Annotated in this window: 18 protein-coding genes; 7 read left to right on the forward strand and 11 right to left on the reverse strand. The window is 47.5% G+C overall.

Annotated elements, in window-relative coordinates; all coding sequences use genetic code 11:
• Positions 1 to 4: 4 nt before the first annotated feature.
• The 4 genes from U2F10_RS22545 to U2F10_RS22560 all read right to left on the reverse strand — a co-directional run bounded on the left by U2F10_RS22545 (position 5) and on the right by U2F10_RS22560 (position 3,369).
• On the reverse strand, positions 5 to 232 hold the full coding sequence (locus U2F10_RS22545; protein WP_490793390.1) for a photosystem II protein, Psb35-related: 228 nt from the start codon (positions 230 to 232) through the stop codon (positions 5 to 7).
• A gap of 236 nt (positions 233 to 468) precedes the next feature.
• On the reverse strand, positions 469 to 1,809 hold the full coding sequence (locus U2F10_RS22550) for a leucyl aminopeptidase family protein (RefSeq protein WP_499873344.1): 1,341 nt from the start codon (positions 1,807 to 1,809) through the stop codon (positions 469 to 471).
• 121 nt (positions 1,810 to 1,930) lie between these two features.
• A complete protein-coding gene (locus U2F10_RS22555) occupies positions 1,931 to 2,023 on the reverse strand; it encodes a DNA-3-methyladenine glycosylase I (RefSeq protein WP_250564679.1) in 93 nt (30 codons plus the stop codon).
• A gap of 212 nt (positions 2,024 to 2,235) precedes the next feature.
• Entirely contained in the window at positions 2,236 to 3,369 is a 1,134-nt protein-coding gene (locus U2F10_RS22560) for an S-layer homology domain-containing protein (protein ID WP_499873345.1), read from the reverse strand.
• Positions 3,370 to 3,551: 182 nt separating this feature from the next.
• On the opposite strand from U2F10_RS22560, the gene U2F10_RS22565 reads away from it, so the two are divergent.
• The gene (locus U2F10_RS22565; RefSeq protein WP_499061595.1) at positions 3,552 to 4,268 is read left to right on the forward strand and encodes a hypothetical protein; all 717 of its coding nucleotides are present in this window, start codon (positions 3,552 to 3,554) and stop codon (positions 4,266 to 4,268) included.
• Between the two features lie 62 nt (positions 4,269 to 4,330).
• A complete protein-coding gene (locus tag U2F10_RS22570; RefSeq protein ID WP_499873346.1) occupies positions 4,331 to 6,391 on the forward strand; it encodes a thioredoxin domain-containing protein in 2,061 nt (686 codons plus the stop codon).
• Between the two features lie 34 nt (positions 6,392 to 6,425).
• Here U2F10_RS22570 and nadB read toward each other — a convergent pair whose 3' ends face one another.
• The 4 genes from nadB to U2F10_RS22590 all read right to left on the reverse strand — a co-directional run bounded on the left by nadB (position 6,426) and on the right by U2F10_RS22590 (position 10,804).
• Positions 6,426 to 8,102 (reverse strand): L-aspartate oxidase, encoded by a 1,677-nt coding sequence (gene nadB, locus U2F10_RS22575; protein ID WP_499873549.1) that lies wholly within the window; start codon positions 8,100 to 8,102, stop codon positions 6,426 to 6,428.
• A gap of 123 nt (positions 8,103 to 8,225) precedes the next feature.
• A complete protein-coding gene (gene psbU / locus U2F10_RS22580) occupies positions 8,226 to 8,642 on the reverse strand; it encodes a photosystem II complex extrinsic protein PsbU (RefSeq protein WP_163659848.1) in 417 nt (138 codons plus the stop codon).
• A 130-nt stretch (positions 8,643 to 8,772) separates the two neighbouring features.
• Complete coding sequence (locus tag U2F10_RS22585) at positions 8,773 to 9,735, reverse strand: adenylate/guanylate cyclase domain-containing protein (RefSeq protein WP_250564677.1); 963 nt, start codon at positions 9,733 to 9,735, stop codon at positions 8,773 to 8,775.
• 367 nt (positions 9,736 to 10,102) lie between these two features.
• The gene (locus U2F10_RS22590; protein WP_499873347.1) at positions 10,103 to 10,804 is read right to left on the reverse strand and encodes a DUF3120 domain-containing protein; all 702 of its coding nucleotides are present in this window, start codon (positions 10,802 to 10,804) and stop codon (positions 10,103 to 10,105) included.
• Between the two features lie 506 nt (positions 10,805 to 11,310).
• Between U2F10_RS22590 and U2F10_RS22595 the strand changes: the two genes are divergently transcribed.
• The 3 genes from U2F10_RS22595 to U2F10_RS22605 all read left to right on the forward strand — a co-directional run bounded on the left by U2F10_RS22595 (position 11,311) and on the right by U2F10_RS22605 (position 15,716).
• Positions 11,311 to 12,216 carry an undecaprenyl-diphosphate phosphatase gene (locus U2F10_RS22595; RefSeq protein ID WP_499873348.1) on the forward strand — a complete coding sequence of 302 codons (906 nt, stop codon included), beginning with the start codon at positions 11,311 to 11,313 and terminating at the stop codon, positions 12,214 to 12,216.
• A gap of 78 nt (positions 12,217 to 12,294) precedes the next feature.
• On the forward strand, positions 12,295 to 13,656 hold the full coding sequence (locus U2F10_RS22600; RefSeq protein ID WP_163659842.1) for a TIGR03279 family radical SAM protein: 1,362 nt from the start codon (positions 12,295 to 12,297) through the stop codon (positions 13,654 to 13,656).
• Positions 13,657 to 13,847: 191 nt separating this feature from the next.
• A complete protein-coding gene (locus tag U2F10_RS22605; RefSeq protein WP_499873349.1) occupies positions 13,848 to 15,716 on the forward strand; it encodes a TolC family protein in 1,869 nt (622 codons plus the stop codon).
• A gap of 144 nt (positions 15,717 to 15,860) precedes the next feature.
• Here the strand turns inward: U2F10_RS22605 and U2F10_RS22610 are convergent, their stop codons facing one another.
• A complete protein-coding gene (locus U2F10_RS22610) occupies positions 15,861 to 16,199 on the reverse strand; it encodes a hypothetical protein (RefSeq protein ID WP_163701834.1) in 339 nt (112 codons plus the stop codon).
• A 1,137-nt stretch (positions 16,200 to 17,336) separates the two neighbouring features.
• On the opposite strand from U2F10_RS22610, the gene U2F10_RS22615 reads away from it, so the two are divergent.
• Complete coding sequence (locus U2F10_RS22615) at positions 17,337 to 18,398, forward strand: D-alanine--D-alanine ligase family protein (RefSeq protein ID WP_163701836.1); 1,062 nt, start codon at positions 17,337 to 17,339, stop codon at positions 18,396 to 18,398.
• A gap of 12 nt (positions 18,399 to 18,410) precedes the next feature.
• On the opposite strand, the gene U2F10_RS22620 is transcribed toward U2F10_RS22615, so the two are convergent.
• Positions 18,411 to 18,821 (reverse strand): c-type cytochrome, encoded by a 411-nt coding sequence (locus U2F10_RS22620; RefSeq protein WP_225920325.1) that lies wholly within the window; start codon positions 18,819 to 18,821, stop codon positions 18,411 to 18,413.
• Between the two features lie 291 nt (positions 18,822 to 19,112).
• Between U2F10_RS22620 and petG the strand changes: the two genes are divergently transcribed.
• The gene (gene petG / locus U2F10_RS22625; RefSeq protein ID WP_006516887.1) at positions 19,113 to 19,226 is read left to right on the forward strand and encodes a cytochrome b6-f complex subunit V; all 114 of its coding nucleotides are present in this window, start codon (positions 19,113 to 19,115) and stop codon (positions 19,224 to 19,226) included.
• A 60-nt stretch (positions 19,227 to 19,286) separates the two neighbouring features.
• Here petG and U2F10_RS22630 read toward each other — a convergent pair whose 3' ends face one another.
• A complete protein-coding gene (locus tag U2F10_RS22630; protein ID WP_499873350.1) occupies positions 19,287 to 20,531 on the reverse strand; it encodes an FGGY-family carbohydrate kinase in 1,245 nt (414 codons plus the stop codon).
• Between the last annotated feature and the right edge of the window lie 5 nt (positions 20,532 to 20,536).

The raw sequence follows: 20,536 nt of genomic DNA on the forward strand, positions 1-20,536 counted from the left end.
AGGGTTAACCCTCTAAGCTTCGACTTGAGAATGCGTCATAGCTATAGGCAGGAGTACGAGTGCTGAAGCTAGTCTCACGTCCAGTGATAGTTTGAGCTAGGGCGTCGAAGGAATCAGAACGCCAGTTACGCTCATGAATGGGTTTAGATTGCTCGCCTAGGAAGTATGCTTGAGAGCCAATCAGTACAGCGGCTAGCCAACCTACGATCAAAAGTGCCAATACGATAGCCATATTTAATCTCCTATTTAAAGTGCTGATGATATTGCGATGTAGGGCAACACCAGCCGGTCAATAAGTGCAAGCGTTGTCTTATGTAATTAACAGTAACGAAAATTATTAAGAAACGTCAACTGCGATTGACTAAATTGTTGGTGTGGCTATCAACACTTTGCTTTATGACTATCACCCTTGATGCCAACGTTGTGTGCTCTAAGTAGAGACACTGAGTGTGGGGAGTAGAGTGCATTTTAAGTTACACGCTGTTTGATCAATTCAAACAGTGCTCTCATGCCCATGGCGTCCCCTCCCTCAGGGCGTCCGGGCAAGCTCCGGAGGTTGTAACCCATAAAATCTACATGGATCCAGGAGATGTCTGGCTGAACGAATTCTTGTAAAAAGAGAGCTGCTGTAATGGAACCACCATAGGAGCCGCTGGCAATATTATTCATGTCAGCTACTGGACTATCTAGCATGGAGCGATAGGCCGTATGTAAAGGCAGATTCCAGAGTGGGTCGTCTATATTTAGACCTGCATCAAGTAATGTTTTAGTGACCCCATTGTCGTTGCAGAAAAAGGCTGGCAGTTCAGTGCCAAGGGCAACACGGGCAGCACCGGTAAGGGTGGCACAGTCAATCAGTAAGTCTGGGTCTTCGCTGCTAGCTTCCCATAAGGCATCGGCTAATATTAAGCGTCCTTCAGCATCTGTATTGCCTACTTCGATGGTTGTTCCTTTGCGGGATGTCAAAATATCCAAGGGGCGTAGGGCATTGCCCGCAATGCTATTTTCAACGGCTGCCACCAATACTCTGAGGTTGACCGGTAAGCCGATTTCCATAATCATCTGCGCTAGCCCTAGCACCTGGGCTGCTCCCCCCATGTCTTTTTTCATGAGGCGCATGCCAGTGGCTGATTTAACGTCTAAGCCGCCACTGTCAAAGCAAACTCCTTTGCCTACCAGGGTGACTTTGGGGGCGTCTGGATTGCCCCAGCGCAGATCAATCAGGCGAGGCGCACGGGTGCTGGCTTTTCCAACGGCATAGATCATCGGGTAATTTTCGATGACTAAATCGCCACCTGCAATGACTTCCACTTTGGCTTCGTAGCGCTCAGCTAAGCTGCGGGTTGTTTCCTCAAGCTGATCAGGCCCCATATTGTTGGAGGGTGTGGTGATCAGATCGCGTACTAGATAGGTGGCTTCTGTTGCGGCTTTAACGTAGGTTACATCTACATGATCAGGGGGGTGTAGTTTTGCAAGAATGCTGGTTTTGGTCAGTTTGTAGCGATCAAAGCTATAGCTGCCCAACTGCCAACCCAAATACAGTTTGGTCGCGTTAGCGATAGCTAACGCATTGCCCAAGGTGTATGTCCCTGCTGGCAATGTTTTGGGTAGACTTGCCAGGGTCCAGGTATCTATGGTGTCGGGACGCCCCACTAAGACTTTGCCAATTTTGCCAGTGGCATCGGGAATTAAGCATACTTTGCCAGTTTGACCAGAAAATCCGGCTGCCTGGCACCAGGCAGCACTATCAGGATGATCGGTCTGGAGCTCCTCTTCATTGACTAGGTAAATTGCGATCGCATCTGCCAAGGGGGAACCTCCACACGTTCAAACATACTTATTCAGACGAGTTTAGTTTGCCTTATGGCTACTAGCAACGGTGTAGCACCTGAGCTTTATTTCAAGAAATACACCTTAAAATTATTTGTCTTCATGGCCACTCAAATAAAGCTGGCTTTTCTTCGACGCTCTGACGAACACAGCAACTTTCCAGATGATCGTTCACGGGACCCATGGCCTGCATAAAGGCATAGACGGTAGTTGGTCCAATAAATAACTAGCCCCGGTTCTTTTAAACCTTGCTTAACGCTAAAGATTCTGGCGTTTTATTCAGCTGGAGATAGAGTTGCGTAGTCACACTCAAGCGGACGTTGAGTGGGCTCATATTGCCAAAAGTTACGCGGCTAGTGAACCCCATTCATCAACACCAATAATGAGGCCCTCAATCATATACGCCTAAGGTTGAACTACGTATTCTCCATCAATGGAGTCAACTCTCCCTTGGTTCGCTAACGTTTGATAAATCATCGCTGCAACTTCGGCACGGGTAGCAGGCTGATTGGGATTGAGCATATCCAAGTTGGGGTAGTTAACGACAATATTGGCTTGGGTAGCCGCCGCCATTTTGTCAATTGCCCAACTAGGGATCTCTGCGGCATCGCTGTAGAGATTAACTATGGTTTGAGTGTCTGTGGGGATAGTGCTATTCAGCCCTGTAACTAAGGCCGTGAGGACCTGGGCACGGGGTACCGGTAGTGTAGGTTGGAAGCTTTCATCAGGGAAACCACTCATAAAGCCACCTTTTACGGCTTTGTCGATGGCTTCGGTTGCCCAATAGCCTTCCTCAACATCCAAGAATGCGATCGCGGCCTCTTGATCTTCTAGGGGAAATGCTTGAGCAATTGCACTCGCTAACTGTGCCCGTGTCACTGGTTGCTCAGGAGCAAACGTACCCTCAGAAATACCATCCAAGACCAATCGCTCACTGAGAGCATCAATGTAGGGCTTAGCCCAATAATCGTCAGGCACATCCTGAAATTGAAGCGCCTCACGGCTTGACTCCAAAGGCTCCTGGTTCGTTGGGGCAGCAGCCGTATCCGTTTGTGCAGGCTGTGCCGATTGTTGAGGCAGCTCCGTTGAGGCAGATGTCTGAGTGTCAGAACGCGACGGTACCGTTGTTGTCTGACTAGTAACCCTATTGTTCAGAGAGGGACCCTTCAGAAAAGGATCCTCAGCTGCTCTTTCTAGCGCCTGATTGCTATTCCTAAGGACGCCAGCACTACCTGAACCAATATCCTCTACAGTGCCAAAGCCAATACCATCTCCATCAGTTGCAGCTTCCAGGCTACTATCAGTGTCTTCAGCTCGACCCAGTCGCTCTCCTGCGTCGAACGCACCCGCTACAGAAGGTGCACTCTCGGCATTAAAGAGTCCCGCTTGCCCCAACAAGTTCACCCCGGATCGGGTCAACCCCCAAAATAATACGCTGCCCAATGTTAGAAATGCTACAAATAAAGCAATCAGTTCATCATAGTCAACTGAGCGACGACGATTATTATCAGTACCTGGGTCAGACGGAATTTGTGACACAGCAGACTCCTAATCCCTTAATAGAGGATTAATCAAAATATATTCCCGATATAAAGATAAATCAGAAAAGGATCGACTTAAGCGTTATTACTTACATTTCTAAATTATTCTTTCTATTAAGCTTTTGCGTAAGTGGTTATTTCTTGACAGTGAGCTACCATAGCTTGCTACTTTCTTGACTGATGATTTTACGATTTAGAAAGTCCAAATTAAAATCTACAGTGGGTCGTGCCAAGCGTTTACTGGTCATCGCTTTACCTGCTCTTGGTATGAGTGGCTGTGTAATGATGACTGGGCAAATCTCCACATTGCGCCCTGTGTCCGCCTTGGTGACTCACATCATGGTTAGAGCTACGGCGGTTGGCGCTCTGATTAGTAAGGTTCATCAACGCTTGGATATCCTACAGCCGTTAGAAAAAGAAGCCGTATCCATTGGCGGTTTAGGCCCAGTAAGACTGGGAATGTCTATTCAAGAGGCAGCCAATGCTGCCCAGGTTAGTTTTGTCGTGGCTCCGATGACCCAGTCAGAATTGTGCCAGTACTACTTACCAGAAGTTTATGATCCTGAAAAGGCAACCCGTGTCGCGTCGATTGATGGCATTGGCCTCATGGTGGTGAATGATCAAGTAATTCGAATTGATATTTGGTCGGAGAGTCCAATTAAAACCCTGAGTGGTCTTGGCATTGGTTCCACCATTGAAGAGATTGATGCCGTTTATGACGGACAGATAGACGTGACGCCCCATCCATACACCGACGGCAGTTATGTCACACTAACCTCGGAGGCTGCTGGCAGTAACCTGTATAGCCTCGTCTTTGAAACCGATAAAGAAGGCCGAGTCACCCAGTTTCGCACTGGACAATTCCCTGCCGTCACATGGGCTGAAGGCTGTTCTTAAGCACATCATTATGGCTAATCTTGATAGACTCAGGGGGCAACAGTTCTTTGTTTCCCTGACCTATGGTGAATCGTCTTGCCCAAAGTCAAAGTCTCTACTTGCGTAAACACGCCGAAAATCCAATTGACTGGTGGCCTTGGTGTGATGACGCATTAGAGGCAGCAAGACGTGACAATAAGCCAATTTTTCTGTCGGTGGGCTATTCTAGCTGCCATTGGTGCACGGTAATGGAAGGGGAAGCTTTTTCGGATAGTGAAATAGCTACCTATCTCAATGCCAACTTTTTGCCTATCAAGGTTGATCGTGAGGAGCGTCCCGATCTTGATAGCATTTATATGCAAGCCCTTCAGATGCTTGTAGGACAAGGAGGCTGGCCGCTCAATATTTTTCTATCTCCTGATGATTTAGTGCCCTTTTATGGAGGCACTTACTTCCCCGTTGAGCCTCGCTATGGTCGTCCTGGTTTTTTGAAACTGTTAGAGATTTTGCGCAATCTCTACGATACAGATCAGCCTAAAGTGGGTGCAGTCAAATCTCAGATTTTAGAAACGCTACAGCAGTCAACGTTGTTGCCCGCAGACGACAACCTCAGTACAGAGTTGCTAGTCCGTGGATTGGCCGCCAGTGTGAAAATCCTGATGCCATCGGGTCAAGGCACCAGTTTTCCCATGATTCCCTATGGGCTCAGTGCTTTACGTTCTATTCGTTGGGTGGAGCCCACAGACGCGCTGAATCCTGAGGAAATTTGTCTGCGTCGAGGAGTGGATATGGCCCTTGGGGGGATATATGACCATGTAGCTGGCGGTTTCCATCGCTACACCGTCGACCCAAATTGGACGGTGCCTCATTTTGAAAAAATGCTCTATGACAATGGTTTGATCATGGAGTACTTGGCAGATTTATGGAGTCAGGGACATCAGGAACCTGCCTTTGAGAGAGCGGTTGCTGGAACTGTTCAATGGCTAAAGCGTGAGATGTGGGCGGGGTATTTCTATGCCGCCCAAGATGCCGACAGTTTTGTCACCCCTAATGACGTTGAACCTGAAGAGGGGGCGTTTTATGTGTGGCGTGAGACCGATCTGCGAGAACTTTTAACAGATGCGGAATTTGCTGACCTGAACGCCGACTTTTTTATTTCGGCTGAAGGCAATTTTGAGGGTAATATCGTGCTCCAACGGCAGCAGCCTGGAGCGCTTAAGCCAGGGACAGAGTCTGCCTTGCAAAAACTGTTTGCTGTGCGCTACGGTCAACCTGCCTTGGCAACCTTTGCACCAGCAATCGATGCTCATGCTGCCAAAAACTCGGCGTGGCCAGGTCGCATTCCCCCTGTCACTGATACCAAAATGATCGTCGCATGGAATAGCCTGATGATTTCTGGTTTAGCTCGTGCGGCGGCTGTCTTTAACCAGATGGAGTATCTAGATTTAGCGGTTGAAGCAGCTCAGTTTATTTTAGAAAACCAATGGATAAATGGACGCTTTCATCGGTTGAATTACGATGGGGTCCCTGCTGTATTAGCTCAGGCCGAAGACTATGCCTTATTTATCAAGGCTCTGTTGGATATTCAGCAAGCTAGTCTTGGGTTGTCGAAGGGTACAGCAGCAGGCTGGTTAGCCCATGCCAAGAACATTCAAGCTGAGTTTGACCAATGGCTTTGGAGTGATGTAGCCAATGGATATTACAACACGGCTAGCGATGTCAGTGAGAGTTTATTGATCAGAGAACGAAGCTATCAAGATAATGCAACGCCAGCAGCTAATGGTGTGGCTATTGCCAGCCTGATGCGATTATTCCTACTCACTGAAGATTTGACCTATTTAGATCATGCTGAAAAGGCTCTAAAGTCTTTTAGCATCGTTATGGAGCAGGCGACTAGGGCTTGTCCAACCCTGTTTCAGGCCCTCGACTGGTATCGTCATCACACCCTGGTCAGAACGCATGCAGAGAATGTCACTAAACTATCGCGTAGTTACTTACCTACCGTTGTTTTAGTGCATCAAAATTTATCGGATGGAGAGGCCGGGTTAGTATGTCGCGGTCTGTCATGTCGTAAGTCAGCAATGAGTGTTGAAGAAATGATGGAGCAGATTGTTATGAGTCAGCAAAGGGACAAAATTCGCTAGAGAGAACTATCTGCTGACTAAGGGAGGAAGTGCTTTATTGCTGGATGGGCTGCGATCGCAAACAAATTCCATCTTGAACTAGGGTATGCACCTGCCAGGTAGCATCTGTTTCAGGATAATCACTGCGGTAATGCCCACCGCGACTTTCAGTGCGAAACAGGGCACTTTCAAGCACTAATTTGGCCACGGTTAATAGATTGCGAGTTTCTGTCCAAAGACGGAGTATTGTGAAATCTAGCGTTGCAGGGAGCGTATGATTTTTCTGTTCGTTCGCCCTGTTTACTATCTGTGTCAGCGGTAATGCGTCGAACTCGGTTTTCCATTGTTCTAGCTGATCCAGTGCCGCATTCATTTGGTTGGCTTCACGGGCAATGCCTGCACTTTGCCACACCAATTGCCCAATGGCTGTTCGATGTTGCTGGAGCCAACTAGCAACCTCATCTAAATCCGGGGGCGTGGTTAATTCATCACTAGCAGCACTATCGCTTTGAGATAAATCTGCTAGTGGTTGTGGTGTAATGTCCTTCAGCTGTGCTCCAAATACCAAACATTCCAGTAATGAATTACTAGCTAATCGATTAGCACCATGTACACCCGTGCTGGCATTTTCACCAACGGCATAGAGGCGAGGTATGGTCGTTTGACTACCAAGGTTAGTGATTATTCCGCCCATCCAGTAGTGGGCTGCAGGTGAGACGGGAATCGGCGTTTCAAAGACGTTAATACCTGCCCATTTTTGACATTTGCGAATGATATTGGGAAACCGATGTTTCACTCGCTCTGGGGCAATCACCCTCAGATCCAGATACACCACAGACTCATCTGGATGTCTCTGAAGATGATTAAAAATAGCTCGACTGACCACATCTCTGGGGGCTAATTCGCCGTCAGGATGATAGTCAAAGGCAAACCGACGGCCATGAATATCAATCAAATGTGCGCCTTCTCCCCTGACAGCCTCACTAATGAGAAAGCGAGGAGCCCCTGCTTGGGTTAAGGCTGTGGGATGAAATTGCATAAATTCCAAATCCCGTAGGGTGGCTCCCGCTCGCCAGGCCATGGCCACACCATCCCCTGTGCTGGCAGTGGGATTGGTCGTTTGTGAATAGATTTGACCACCGCCACCTGTGGCTAGAACGACGGCGTTAGCCTTTACCAACTTTAGTTGTTGACTGTGGACCAGCTGTACACCAAGGCATTCTCCCTGATGCATCCATAGGTCTAATGCTAGGGCTTGGTTAAAGACGTGGATATTTGGGCGTTGGAGTACTTGATCTGCCAGTGTGGTGACTACGGCTCGTCCAGTGGTATCGGCGGCATGTAACACTCGACGCCGAGAATGGGCCGCCTCTAGGGTCATTGCTAGCTGCTCGCCTTTGCGATCAAATGCCACACCCATTTGGGTCAGGTGCTGAATACATTCCCCTGCCTGTCTAACTAGCACGTCTACGGCTTGGCGCTCGCATAGACCAACGCCAGCTTTGAGAGTATCGGCAATGTGGAGTTCTGGGGCATCGTCAGGTGCGATCGCAGCGGCAATTCCTCCCTGTGCCCAGTCGCTGGCGGAGATAGACAGCGTATCTTTTGTGATTAAGCCTACTTGGAGCGTTGCGGGTAAACAAAGGGCTGAATACAGGCCAGCAGCTCCACCACCGACGACTAAAACATCAAACTGTGATGGCAACGCAGCATAGGACGAAGAGGAGTGCACCAATAAAAATTGCTCCTGACAGAGGGATTAAACCACTCTATCAAGAGCAACGATAGATAAAGACAATACCAGGGAATTGAAATTTTTGAGATTTACCCAATATTCAAGTCTGGGAATGCTTACTTACCTGTAAAAACCATTGTTGTAACGGTCGTCACCTTCCACTAGCGCAGGGTTAGGGGGAGAGAGGGTAAATATGTCCATGTTCTCTTGAATCCGTGATTTCTCAACATCACTAAGTCCAGGGATTTCTAAGATATCCTCCAGGTTTTCGTAGGGCGCATTCCGAATGATTTTGCTTGCAATCGTCGGAAATAGGCCCCGATACTTCCTAAACGCTGCAACGTTAGTGTTATTCACATCAAGCTTATAGCCATACTCTGTAGCCAGCTTGTCATCCACTGCGTTGCGAGGTAAGTTAGCTTCTGCCAGAAACACCGTACCGCCATTCAACATATTGGCTACTGCGGGCTGAGCATCGCTCACCAAAGTACCAAATACCAGTCCAAGCGCCATTAATAGGCCAAAGAATTGTTTCATCTCTCCGCCGGATTTATTTAAATCTCATACACAGCATTAATGAGCAGCCTATCACTTTCGCTGTGCCAATGTTGAGTAATGGTGATAATCCTTTGCGGACCGTTACGCAAATGCTCACCTGAGCCCTAATTTAGGATGACTGCACAGACGAGGATTTTATTGGAACTGAGGATTTGCGATCGTAACTGATCAAAAATCTATCCAAGTCTGAAAACGTGCATGCATAGGTCGTTAACGGTTTGTCATAACCCTTTAACAAAGCTGAATAGCGCTTAAATGTTTGTTCGTTGGCTCCCAGCTTACTCAAGTACTTATAAGTTTCTGCCCCCAGCGCTACATCTAGGCCTAGCTGTTTGGTGGAGCTTTCAAAGCGGAAGGCCGCATTGACGGTGTCACCTAGGGCCGTGTAGTCAGGACGGTCTCCTGTACCTGTATTACCTACGACTGCATAGCCAGTGTTCACACCAGCTCCCACCCGTAACGGGAAAGGGAGGGGAAATTGCTTATGAAGCTGACGCGTCATCTCATTCAGTGCACTAATGGCGCGGCTGATTTTCAACATTTCCTCAGCTTCTACCGCCTGGGTGCCATGAATCCAAACGGCCATCACAGCATCACCAATGTATTTATCGACCCAACTACCGTACTCGCCAATGATGTTGCCAGCATGACGGAACCAGGTGCCGATGACTTCTGATAAAATCTTTTCATCGATCTGCCGGGTCATGACTGTGAAGTCTCGGATGTCGACCACCATGACCGAAATCAAACGACGCACGTGCAGTGTAGCGGTTGCGGTAGAGTCGTGTGAGCTCAGTGAGTTATTACTATTGGTGTTAACGGGTTCTGGTGCAGGACAATAGAATTGCAATTCAGTCTGCCCAAAGGTTAGAGCATCCCCATTCCGTAGGGTAACTGGCACACTGACTCGACGGCCATTCACAAATGAGCCATTGCGGCTACCTAAGTCGATCAAATAGAATTCTCCGCTTTCCATAAATTGCAGCATTGCATGGTTGCGGGAAATCCAGCGATCGGGCAGAACAAAATTATTATCGTCGCTGCGGCCAATAGTCCAACAACTATTACCCATCAACGATAAGTGACGTTGACCTGAGTCTGTTTTTAGGACCAGGTAAGGTCCAACTTGAGGGGTCTTTTCAGGGAATAACACTATACCTCGACGCTTCGAGTCAGCTATGTCCTATACCTTAACGCTACTGCTCCTAACAGCACTATAGCCTTTGTGCTTATTTATTATGCATTACATACACAATACTGCTGATCCTAAGGATTCATGGTCAAAGCTTCATACGTTATCTAGATCTTCAACGCTAAGGCTAATTTTTCTAAGTCCCCACCAGGTGCCTAGATTCGAATAATCTTGCTTATTTGTCAAGAAAGTCACGCCGTTTAGCGGTAAGGCTCTTGCAGACAAGCTTATGGGGCCTCTTACTTATTTATGCCAGGATTGCCGCAAGTAGGAATAGCGCATCTACCAGAATTGTGCTTAGCACTGCCCCAGCGAATGCCCACCAATGGGTTTGGTTAGATTTGAGTGCTAGGGTGCCAACACAGATAAGTGCTATGAGCAATGCCAACGCCCTGGCGACAGCAATAGGGTTTTCAATCTGTAGTAGAGCTGCCTGCAAAACATTACCTGCCTCTGTGGGTTCCACGGTCATGGCTTGTCGCCAATAGGGAATTAGATTGACCCAGTAGAAATAAAGATCCGTAATAGCAGTACCCAGTAAAGACCCTACATAAAAATAACTGCCAATCTTAAGGCGAGTCTGGCTGATTAAAATAATGACGATGGGTAACCCAATGGCTTCAACGGGTAAGTGGACATAGGGATTTTCCCTCAGCCATCCCCAGTAAAGGCTGCCAGCGAGCCATGTCCAGGAAAACCCAATGGCCAAGTCTCCCCAGAGTTTGTATGTGTGCTGACGCAGGGCATAGATCCCACCGAATAGCCAAATAAAGGTCATTAATAAGCTCACCCAAGGCTGAAACCGCACAAGGGGGGCTTGAAAAAAAACGGGCACACTGACCAAGAAAGCAGATGCTAGGAATGCAGGTAACCGATGAGCTGCATTCTCATCAGAACGTAGCGTTAGTTGTTCAGTGAGTTGGGTTTGAGGTGAAGTTTCGGATAGCAATACTTCCTGATGAATTCAATTGAATTCTGAGAGAGGTTAATTATTGTTAACATAACATGTCAATTGAGCCACTCAGGAACCGTAGCCTCGTAAATGGCGACCTAGATAATATTGCAGTATGTAAATTTTTAGGGAGAACCCAATTAAAAATTGCTGATAAGGAATTTTCAGTTCTGATTTGTCTTGCCAGCATGTACCTTAGCGAGCATTGGATATATCTTTGCTAAACTTCAGATTTTCTTTGGGTTGCTGCTTAGCTGAGGATCATGCTTCAGTCTATGAGCGGTTTGTCTGTTGATACATACTTGCGACTGCCTGCCGAGGGTTTTGTGGTGCACCCATACCGACATTCTTAATTTCAGTGCAGTTGGATTCCAAAGTGCTGATATGGCGCATCAGTAAAAGCTTGTCGAGGTAGTCCGGATGTAGTTGTGAATGGTTCGTGTCCTATAGGAGTGGTCTGCGCTAGACCTAATTGATAAAGTTCGAGCTTTGGAGCATTTTTCATGTTTGTTTGCCAATTATTTGAGCTTTTGGCCCAAGCACCTACGAGTCAAGCAGCGCAAATTAACCTGCTTCAAGCCATTGTGATTGGCATTGTGCAGGGACTGACGGAGTTTTTGCCTATTAGTAGTACCGCTCACGTCAAAATTGTGCCTGTAACGCTAGGTTGGGGCGATCCTGGTGTAGCATTTACGGCTGTGATTCAGCTTGGTAGTTTAGCTGCAATCTTGTGGTACTTCTGGGATGATTTGACCAAAGTGACTCGCAATACGATCAAGGCGGCCATTGCAAAGCGCTATCAGTCTTCAGATTTTCGTTTGGGGTTAGGTATAATTCTGGGCTCGATTCCGATCGTATTGTGTGGCCTAATCATCAAGCTGTTTTTTGAAACGCAGTATGAGACGTCAGTGATTCGGAGTACCCAAGCGATCGCAATTACATCTATTGTGATGGCCGTCCTTTTGGGCATTGCTGAAAAGGTAGGCTCTCGTAAGCGCAAGTTTGAGAAGTTAGACCTCTGGGATGGCGTTGGCGTTGGCATCGGTCAGGCCCTGGCCCTGGTTCCTGGTGTATCTCGTTCAGGTTCAACGCTAACAGCCGGTTTGTTTTTAGGTCTGGAGCGAGATACGGCAGCACGCTTTTCGTTTTTGCTAGGGACACCAGCTATTTTGCTGTCTGGTCTAGTAGAACTTAAGGGGTTGCTGGATGAGATGGCGACAGTGGGCGATGCAAGTTTGGTGCCCCTGGTCGGTGGCTTGATTGCGGCGGTGATTTCTTCGTATCTTGCGATCGCATGGCTAATTCAATTTCTAAGGCGCAATAGTACCTGGGTTTTTGTTTGGTATCGCCTGGCCTTTGGCGTCGCTATTTTAATTGGATTAGCTACTAAGACTATTCAAAACGTTTAGGGCGTTTTTGCTTTTATTTATTCCCACAATAGGTGGTTTCCCTAAGTATTATGGATTAATTGTCTAGCCCGATGGTTTATGCGTAGTGCGTCTATCCAACCGGCTGTCGTTACCAGTGTTCTCAGTGATTCTATTGCTGAAGCTATTGGCTTTGAGCCTGGCGATCGGTTGGTTTCGATCAATGGTGATCGTCCCCGTGATTTAATTGACTATCGATTTCTTTGCTCGGATGAATGGTTGACCCTGGAAGTATTAGACGCCGCCGGGGATAGCCACACCGTTGAGATTGAAAAGGAGTATGACGAAGATCTGGGCCTGGAATTTGAAAGTGCTCTCTTTGACAACCTGATCCAGTGCAATAATCGTTGCCCTTTTTGTTTTATTGACCAGCAACCTCCTGGTAAGCGAGACACTTTATACCTGAAAGATGATGATTATCGCCTTAGTTTTCTGTACGGTAGTTATCTGACACTGACCAATCTGCCTCCCTCAGAATGGGAACGGATTGCACGTTTGCGTTTGTCTCCGTTGTACGTTTCGGTCCATGCCACCGAACCAGAACTGCGTCAGCGCTTACTGAAGAATTCTCGTGCTGGCTTACTTTTAGAGCAGCTCAAATGGTTTCAAGAGAACCGTCTACAAATCCACGCACAGGTGGTTGTTTGTCCTGGCATTAATGATGGTCCACATTTAGAGCGCACGTTGCGTGATTTAGCTCAATTTCATGTTGGTGATACCCCTGCTGTTGCTTCAGCCGCTGTTGTTCCAGTTGGGCTTACTCAGTTTCGTCCAACAGAAGACGAGCTCATCCCTGTCAACACCGCTAAAGCTAATGAGGTGATTGAGCAGGTCACACAGCTACAGTCTGAATTCAAAGACACCTTGGGCTCCACATTTGCCTGGCTGGCAGACGAATGGTTTTTAATTGCACGACGTAGCTTGCCACCAGAGGCTCACTATGAGGCCTATCCCCAAATTGGCAACGGTGTAGGGTCTATTCGTTTATTTCTGAAGCAGTTTGAGGCAGCAGCTCAGAAATTGCCTGAATCTATCAATACCTCTAAACATCTAACCTGGGTGGTTGGTAACGCTGTTGAAAAGGCGTTTGAGCCCATTTTGGAACGAATCAACCAGGTAAGGGGGCTAACAGTTACTATGGCGGCTCTAAACAGTGAGTATTGGGGGCAGGAGATTACTGTTACTGGCTTACTGACGGGTTACGATATTTTAGAAAAGCTAAAGGAACGCAACTTAGGGGATGGAGTGTTACTGCCGTCTTTGATGTTGAAGCGGGGACAGCATGCTACACCTGAGAACACATATTTCCTAGATGATCTGTCCTTATCGGAGCTAAGTCATCATCTTCAGTGTCCTGTCTGGCCAGTGGACGATATTACCGAGTTATTAGCGGCCTGTGCCACTCCAGATTGCACCGATTAGCTCTAAGCTTTAATTCTCTCAATTATGACGATTGTCAGCTTGTAAGTCTGATTCAATTGCTATTGAATGAGAATTTCTTAATGAATGGGCGGCCTTGGGCTCGATTGCTTGTATATCTGTGTAAGCTGCTTGAAAAACGAGCTTGTGTACGAATTTACTAAATTTATTAGCTACCAACTGACGCAAACACTATGGGATACATCAACCACTCGCTTTTGATCCGCATAGCTGTGCTTGGAGGCGCATTGTCCCTACTGCCTCTTCCAGCGCACGCTAAGGTCTTAATTGATGATGATCCAAGTGGTACCTCGCTGCCTTTGATCACAGCTCAGTTAGATGTGCAGGAGACTGAAGTAAGTAGCGGTAATCATGCCGATTCTTTCCCAGATATGCTGGCTCCTGCTGTTATGGCAAGTGCGGCATCACCGACGTTTTCAGTAAAGTCGTCAAGGGCTCATGGAATTGCTTTACCGCCAGAGCTAACCCAAATGTCTCAACTGCCTGAATTGTCTGAGCAGGACGAATCTGAGGAAGAGGTTGCTCCGGATACGATTCCGTCTACTGATGAGGCAGATCCCGCAGATCCCGCAGCTTTAGATGAAGAACAAGACCCCGCAGCTGTAGATAGTGATGGAGCTGAGCAGCCATCTGCGGTCGATAGTGAAGAAATTGTGCCAGCAACTGGTCAGGCCGAATCTACATCTAGTGATGACTTGCTAGATGAAAGTAATTTGCCACCTACAGAATTGCTTGCAGACCCTAATCCGTTAACTGTACCTACGTTAGAGTCGGAAGTATTGCTGCAAGAAGGTGACGAGCAAACAATTTCGCTGGAAGAAGCGATTGAGCTTGCTTACTTTAATAATCAAGATTTGCAAGCGTCTTTGCTAGAGCTGGAGCAGGCTGAGGCAACCCTGGCGGAAGCGCGGGCTGCTTTTTCTCCCACCGTGAGCACGTCGGCAGATGTGACGGCCCAAGAGTCGGATTCGCAAACAATCTTTGGGACTACGGTGGGGGAGGATGAGCTTGATACCACCCTCAATGCATCGGTGCAGGTGAACTATGATCTATTCACATCAGGCCAGCGAGTTGCTTCAGTCCGAGCCGCAAAAGAGCAAGTCCGTTTGAATGAGCTGGAAGTTGATCGTCGTCGCGAAGAGCTTCGTCTTCAAACTACCAGTCTTTACTATGATTTGCAGGAAAGTGGTGAACAGATTCGCATTAACAGGTCCTTTGAGGAAGAAGCACAGCGGAACCAGCGGGATAATGAATTGCGTCGCCAAGCTGGTGTAGGTACCCGCTTTGATGTGCTGCGGGCAGATGTGCAGTTAGCCAATGCTCAACAGGCACTGATTCAATCCCAAGCAGATCAGCGCATTGCTCGGCGTAACCTGGCGCGTCTGCTGAATATCCCCTCTACGGTGAATATTAATGCTACGCCGGTACCTGCCCCAGATAACTGGGAAGAAACCTATGAGCGCTGGAGTTTAACGCTAGAGGATAGTATTCTGCTTGCATTCCAAGGCCGTGTGGAATTAGAGCAGCAGTTAGCGCAACGGGAAATTAGCACTCAGCAAGCTCGCGCAGCTCGCGCAGCGGTTCGCCCACAGGTGAGTTTGTTTGCTAACTATAGTTGGAGCGATCTGTTGGACGACTCGTCGGATAACTATAGCTTTGGGGCGCAGTTAAACTGGCTACTGGTGGATGGCGGTGCCGCTCGAGCCCGAGCTCGTCAACAAGAAGCCAATGCTGATATTGCTGAAGAACGGTTTTCAGAACAGCTGGATCAAATCCGTTTTGAAGTGGAGCAGGCCTATTTCACGCTACGTTCTAATGAAGAAAATGTGAGAACGGCTAGAACGGCGATCACTCAGGCTACGACCGCCCTGGAATTGGCTAATTTACGTCTTGATGCGGGTGTGGGGACACAGTTAGATGTGCTGACAGCCCAGTCTGAATTGACTGAAGCTGAAGGTAACTGGGTCAGTGCAGCCTTAGGATATAACCGAGCGCTCGCCTCATTACAGAGAGCTGTTAGCAACTTGCGTTCTACGCTATAGCGGTTAGAGGTGTTTTAACAGCTCCAAGATATAGCAAGCTGCTGAAATGCATATCTCCAAAGGATAAGTGCGCTGAGCTATATTTAACCAAGCACCAGTGCAGCAAACTCCTTCACTTTGAACGGACATTCCTAAGCTATTCAACTAAGTTGGATAGCTTAGCTGTTCGGACATTGAGAGTTTGGAGTTGTCTGTGGTTGATATCTCACCGCCACATAATTTCTCAATGACTTGATCAGCGGTCATGAGCCGTTTCAGAACAACTTGGCCAATTGGGTTGCCAGTCTCATCTTCAGGCAAGACTTCAACCATTAGTACATCCTCTTCGACTTGATATAACCATAGCTTTTCTGTGGCTTCTTCGATGTAAAGCCCTAGCTTGTTGATAATTGGTTTGCGCTGCCAGGCAATTTCATTCCAAAGGCCGCCAAACTCCCATACTCTGCCAGTTGTCCAGCCGTCGGACAGAAAAAAATATTTCACAGATCCTGAGTAAGGTCAAAGGTTTAATCGCATTATCTCCGGTCATGTTGTTTTTGACACGGGGTCGCTAAAATCTTGATGCTTTCTTATGGTAAGAACGGAAAAAGAAGCTGATTTTGAGTTCTGTCCGGACGTCAGGGGGGATGACATGGACAATTAGCTGGTAGATGCACCCTGATGTCTAACTCCTGAGCCCTTCTGGGACTTGGGAGCTTTTTTTTGCTAATTAATGCTGCTACTTCTTCTTACCAAATAATGAGGGCTAGGTTGCTAGTAAAACTTGATTCTATTGTGTCCGGTAGCGGGGAAGAATAGTATTGACAGTTCGCTGGTAGATGTATCCTGATGCCTAACCTATGAATCCTTGTGGGGCTTAGGAGTTTATTTTTGATCAACTCAATTACTTAATTAGATATGACGTTTAAAAAGAAGATTCAGTTGTAAATGCAATTTGATTTTGTTCTGTCCGGAAGTAGGGAGTAATGGCATGGACAGTTAGCTGGTAGATGCACCCTGATGTCTGACTCCTGAGCCCTTCTGGGGTTTGGGAGTTTTTTTTATTGCCTGAAATCTAGATTTTAGTGCTATCAATTGATCAAAGATGGATCCAAATTTCTACTACTTAAGTTGTAAATAAAAATTGATCTTTATTCTGTCCGGAAGTAGGGAGTAATGGCATGGACAGTTAGCTGGTAGATGCACCCTGATGTCTGACTCCTAAGCCCTTTTTGGGCCTGGGAGTTTTTTTTGCTAATTTTTTAGCAGCGAAATGTTAGCACCATTATTTGTGCTCAAATTGTGAGGTCTCACTGGTAAATAAAACTGATTTTTTATTCTGTCCGGAAGTCAGTAGGAATTGTGTGGACAGTTAGTTGGTAGATGCACCCTGATGTCTGACTCCTGAGCCCTTTTGGGGCTTGGGAGTTTTTTGTAATTGGCTGATAGCCACGGAGTATCGAGATTGCCTAATGGGTAGGTTGAGTCTGTGATAGGCTAACCCCTTAATAGGATTTTGGCGTTTCTGATCCTCGGGCACAGCAACTTTTTATTTAGCCTTACGTAAATAGCGTTCGTTGTAGCTCGGTTTATTGATAAATCAGAATAACGTCCTTTTGAGATAAAAAGGAGCCTCACTTAATGGCAAAGATGCGCGTAGGCTTATTGTTTGGTGGATGCTCAGGTGAGCACGAGGTGTCTATTTTCTCAGCCCAAGCAATTGCTCGAGGGCTAGAGTTGAAAAGTAATGCTGAGAAGTATGACGTGGTGCCGGTTTACATTCGTAAGGATGGCGCTTGGGTGATGGATGCCTACGATGTTCTGAAGTCGGGTAGTCCACTACTAGTAGCTGATGATCAAGAAGTTTTAGCAACGGAGCGTATACCGACACAGGTAGCCAATATTGATATTTGGTTTCCTGTACTCCATGGGCCCAGTGGTGAAGATGGCACGATTCAGGGCCTATTTGAATTGATGCAAATGCCCTATGTCGGTTGTGGCGTCTTAGCGTCAGCTGTGGGTATGGACAAACTCGCCATGAAGTCTGCGTTTGCTCAGGTAGGGTTGCCTCAGGTGAAGTATATGGAAGTTTTGCGATCGCAAGTCTATTCCAACCCCTGTGTTTTCCCAAAGCTGTGCGACGATATCGAGCTTACTCTGGGGTATCCATGTTTTGTTAAGCCTGCCAACTTGGGGTCGTCCGTTGGTATTGCTAAAGTAAAAGATCGCCAAGATCTAGAAGCGGCTCTGGATAATGCGGCCAGCTATGACCGTCGCATCATTGTTGAGGCGGGTGTTGTAGCCCGTGAAGTTGAATGTGCCATTTTGGGAAATGACAATCCGAAAGCCTCGGTCATTGGTGAAATTAGCTTTGATGCAGATTTCTACGACTATGAAACAAAATACACGAGTGGCCAGGCTGATTTAGCCATTCCTGCATCACTGCCAGCCGATATTGTGACAGCGATTCAAGAACAGGCCATGAAAGCGTTCCAGGCAATTGATGGTGCCGGTCTATCACGGGTAGATTTTTTCTATCTTGAAGACACAGGCGAAGTCTTGATCAATGAAATCAACACATTCCCAGGGTTTACAGCTACCAGCATGTACCCCATGTTATGGAAAGCTGCCGGTGTGGAGTTTGATCAGTTGGTTGATCGATTAATTCAGTTGGGTTTAGAGCGCACAGCGCGTAAATCCTAGAGCGACCCCGTCCTATAAGCTTTCTAAAAATACGAGTAGGTCGGCCATATCCTGAGTATTTGGTTGAAACTGTGGCATAGGTGGAGTTTTACCACTAATAACCTGCTGGATGAGTGCTACCTGTGATTTACGCTCAGAGACATGCTGTAAATCTGGTCCAACTTCTCCAGTTCCTTCTAATCCATGGCAGGTGGCACAATTTTGCCAAAATAACTGTTGCCCACGTTCGAGATCTCCTGTGGAGGCTAAGACGTCATGTACGTACGGATCGGATACTTGTACCCTATGAATTCCCCAAATAATCAAAATGACGCACAATAAAATTGTTGTTGCCGCCAATACAAACTGGACCAACAGCCGATTGTCCGAGTTGGCTACGGTTGTCTGGGGAAGAGATGGGCTATCGACTGTTTTTTGGGTCACAAGCAGAACGTAACACTTTGTCATTACGCATATGATACATAGTTTAAAGTTTTCTCAGGAGCCAGTGCAAGTTGTTTTGGCTGGAAAATGAAGATCAAATCTATAGCTTTGATTAAGCTATAGATTTATCAAGCTTAATCTTGCGCATTTACCAGCAGACATCGTCACGGGATCTGGCTAGGCCTGACCAAGGGACTAGGATCAATTAAGGGAATGTCTTAATATAAAGGTAGAAGAAGTAATGTGTAGTGCTGCTTCTATGAGCTCTGTAAGTCATTGAGGAAATACGGCGTGATTGAACCTTTGCTGTTAGGAATTGTTTTGGGCCTAATTCCGGTAACATTGGCCGGTTTGTTTGTAGCGGCTTACATGCAGTATCGCCGGGGTGATCAGCTCAACTTTTAGATTTTGATTGGTAAGAACTTTTGCGAAGCCAGCGTTTTTAGAAACGCTGGCTTTTTTCGTTCAGGCTTTTGCGACTAGGTTAGCGGCGAGGCGTGCAGTTCCATAGGCGGCTTCACTGTGTAGCGAAGAAACCAGGGGAATGCCTAAGGCTTTTGCCCTTAATGTTTGCCAGGTCAGGTTTTGTGCTCCTCCTCCCGCTGTATAAATGCGGTGTACTGGACCTCCACCCAGGGTAATCAGCTTTTGATAGCCTAAGGCTTCGATGTGAGCCATGCCTTCTAATAATCCGTGGAGAAACCGTACCGGATCGCTGGGACGGGGAGTCAAGCGAGGTGGCAGGTGAGGATCGCTGATGGGAAATCGTTCCCCAGCGGTGAGTAATGGATAGTAGTCAAGTCCGCTAGGGATTTCGGTGTGAATACGTTGGCTGATTGAGCCAAGTTCGTCATCACTAAAGTGGTGACGTAATACAGCTCCCCCTGTATTGGATGCACCTCCCACTAACCATTGTTGGCCGAGCCGATGGCTGTATATACCACTTTGGGCGTCATTAATGGCAACGGGGCTTAACAGTTTAATCACCAGCGTAGAGCCAAGGGAGGTTACAGCGTCTCCTGGGGTGCTGGCACCACTGGCTAAAAAGGCGGCAATACTGTCGGTAGTGCCCGCTTTGATCATGCAGTTTTTCGGCAGGTTAAACCGCTGAGTCAGTTGAGGCTGAATGGGTGCGATCGCATCCCCAGGCGCTAAAACGTTGGGTAACCATGGACTGATCTCTACGCCCAGTAGCCAGTCGGGATAACTGAGAGTCTGTGGGTCATAGCCTAGCTTGAGGGAATTGTTATAGTCGCTGATACCCGGTTGACCATGGAGCAGACTACTGAGCCAATCTGCTTGATGCACCAGGTAACGAGCATTGGCCAAAATATTAGCCGGTAAATTATTTTTCCACCATAGGGCTTTGGCCAGGCTAGAGGTGGTGCTGTGGGCTGGGCTATGGGTAGGTGCAATGGCAGGAGTACCACCACGAGTATCGTTGTAGAGCAATGGCGGCACTAGGGGGATATGGTTGCGATCGCACAGGAGAACGGTGGCCGAGGTGCCATCAATTGAGATCGCGCTCGTGTGTTGGCGAATAGCCTGGGGGATTTGGTCAATCAACGCCCATAGTGTTTGCTCCCATCCCTTCGCATTTGGCTCTGGAGTAGGATACTGACAGCGACCTTCGCCGACAATCTGCCCATCGGCATCGATTGCGATCGCCCGTGCGCCCGAAGTGCCAAAGTCAATTCCTAGGTAGTTCATAAGCA

The organism is Leptothoe sp. EHU-05/26/07-4 (genome assembly GCF_043421015.1).
Lineage (GTDB): Bacteria > Cyanobacteriota > Cyanobacteriia > Phormidesmidales > Phormidesmidaceae > Leptothoe > Leptothoe turfae.

Excerpts from the sequence above, each read along its gene's own strand:
- U2F10_RS22615 (WP_163701836.1), top strand. The coding sequence starts at position 17,337 with ATGGCAAAGATGCGCGTAGGCTTATTGTTTGGTGGATGCTCAGGTGAG.
- U2F10_RS22600 (WP_163659842.1), top strand. The coding sequence starts at position 12,295 with ATGCGTAGTGCGTCTATCCAACCGGCTGTCGTTACCAGTGTTCTCAGT.
- U2F10_RS22595 (WP_499873348.1), top strand. The coding sequence starts at position 11,311 with ATGTTTGTTTGCCAATTATTTGAGCTTTTGGCCCAAGCACCTACGAGT.
- U2F10_RS22605 (WP_499873349.1), top strand. The coding sequence starts at position 13,848 with ATGGGATACATCAACCACTCGCTTTTGATCCGCATAGCTGTGCTTGGA.
- U2F10_RS22630 (WP_499873350.1), bottom strand. The coding sequence starts at position 20,531 with ATGAACTACCTAGGAATTGACTTTGGCACTTCGGGCGCACGGGCGATC.
- U2F10_RS22585 (WP_250564677.1), bottom strand. The coding sequence starts at position 9,735 with ATGGGTAATAGTTGTTGGACTATTGGCCGCAGCGACGATAATAATTTT.
- U2F10_RS22545 (WP_490793390.1), bottom strand. The coding sequence starts at position 232 with ATGGCTATCGTATTGGCACTTTTGATCGTAGGTTGGCTAGCCGCTGTA.
- U2F10_RS22565 (WP_499061595.1), top strand. The coding sequence starts at position 3,552 with ATGATTTTACGATTTAGAAAGTCCAAATTAAAATCTACAGTGGGTCGT.
- U2F10_RS22570 (WP_499873346.1), top strand. The coding sequence starts at position 4,331 with ATGGTGAATCGTCTTGCCCAAAGTCAAAGTCTCTACTTGCGTAAACAC.
- U2F10_RS22555 (WP_250564679.1), bottom strand. The coding sequence starts at position 2,023 with ATGCAGGCCATGGGTCCCGTGAACGATCATCTGGAAAGTTGCTGTGTT.
- psbU (WP_163659848.1), bottom strand. The coding sequence starts at position 8,642 with ATGAAACAATTCTTTGGCCTATTAATGGCGCTTGGACTGGTATTTGGT.